At 61.9% G+C, this 1,468-nt stretch carries 1 protein-coding gene; it reads left to right on the top strand.

The genetic code is table 11. From position 1 onward, the window contains the following. Positions 1–1,467, top strand: a 1,467-nt coding sequence (locus D8V06_RS27050; RefSeq protein ID WP_130907408.1) for an aldehyde dehydrogenase family protein, incomplete at its 5' end; no start/stop codon positions are given. Position 1,468 lies beyond the last annotated feature (1 nt).

Genomic DNA, 1,468 nt, shown 5'->3' with positions numbered 1-1,468 from the left:
TACGGTAACTACATCGGCGGCGAGTTCGTCGCGCCTGTCAAAGGTCAGTACTTCACCAATACTTCGCCAGTCAATGGCCAACCGATTGCCGAATTCCCCCGTTCCACGGCCGAAGACATCGACAAGGCCCTGGACGCTGCCCACGCGGCCGCCGATGCCTGGGGCGCCACGTCCGCCCAGGCCCGCTCGCTGGTGCTGCTGAAAATCGCCGACCGCATCGAACAGCACCTCGAAACCCTGGCAATCACTGAATCCTGGGACAACGGCAAAGCCGTGCGTGAAACCCTCAACGCCGACATTCCGCTGGCCGCCGACCACTTCCGCTATTTCGCCGGTTGCCTGCGCGCCCAGGAAGGCAGCGCCGCAGAAATCGACGGCAACACCGTGGCCTATCACATCCATGAACCGCTGGGCGTGGTCGGGCAGATCATCCCGTGGAACTTCCCGATCCTGATGGCCGCATGGAAACTCGCCCCGGCGCTGGCCGCCGGCAACTGCGTGGTGCTCAAGCCTGCCGAGCAAACACCGCTGGGCATTACCGTGCTGGTCGAACTGATCGGCGACCTGCTGCCACCGGGCGTGCTGAACATCGTGCAAGGCTTCGGCAAAGAAGCCGGTGAAGCGCTGGCCACCAGCAAGCGCATCGCCAAGATCGCCTTCACCGGCTCGACCCCGGTCGGCTCGCACATCATGAAATGCGCGGCGGAAAACATCATTCCGTCCACCGTGGAGCTGGGTGGCAAGTCGCCGAACATCTTCTTCGAAGACATCATGCAGGCCGAACCGTCGTTCATCGAAAAAGCCGCCGAAGGCCTGGTGCTGGCGTTCTTCAACCAGGGCGAAGTCTGCACATGCCCATCCCGGGCGCTGGTGCAAGAGTCGATCTACGACGAGTTCATGGCCGTGGTGATGAAGAAGGTCCTGCAGATCAAACGTGGCGACCCGCTGGACACCGACACCATGGTCGGCGCCCAGGCGTCCGAGCAGCAATTCGACAAAATCCTTTCGTACCTGGAAATCGCCAAGGGCGAAGGCGCCGAACTGCTGACCGGCGGCAAGGTGGAAAAACTCGAGGGCAACCTGGCGAGCGGGTATTACATCCAGCCGACACTGCTCAAGGGCACCAACAAGATGCGCGTGTTCCAGGAAGAAATCTTCGGCCCGGTGGTGAGCATCACCACCTTCAAGGACGAAGCCGAAGCCCTGGCGATTGCCAACGACACCGAGTTCGGCCTCGGCGCCGGCCTCTGGACCCGCGACATCAACCGCGCCTATCGCATGGGCCGCGCCATCAAGGCCGGTCGTGTCTGGACCAACTGCTACCACCTGTACCCGGCGCACGCCGCGTTCGGCGGCTACAAGAAATCCGGCGTCGGCCGTGAAACCCACAAGATGATGCTCGATCACTACCAGCAGACCAAAAACCTGCTGGTGAGCTACGACATCAATCCGCTGGGCTTCTTCTGAT

The organism is Pseudomonas sp. Sample_24 (assembly GCF_004307605.1).
Classification (GTDB): domain Bacteria; phylum Pseudomonadota; class Gammaproteobacteria; order Pseudomonadales; family Pseudomonadaceae; genus Aquipseudomonas.
The sequence above is the reverse complement of the archived record's forward strand: the minus strand, read 5'-3'. Positions and strand labels throughout refer to the sequence as shown.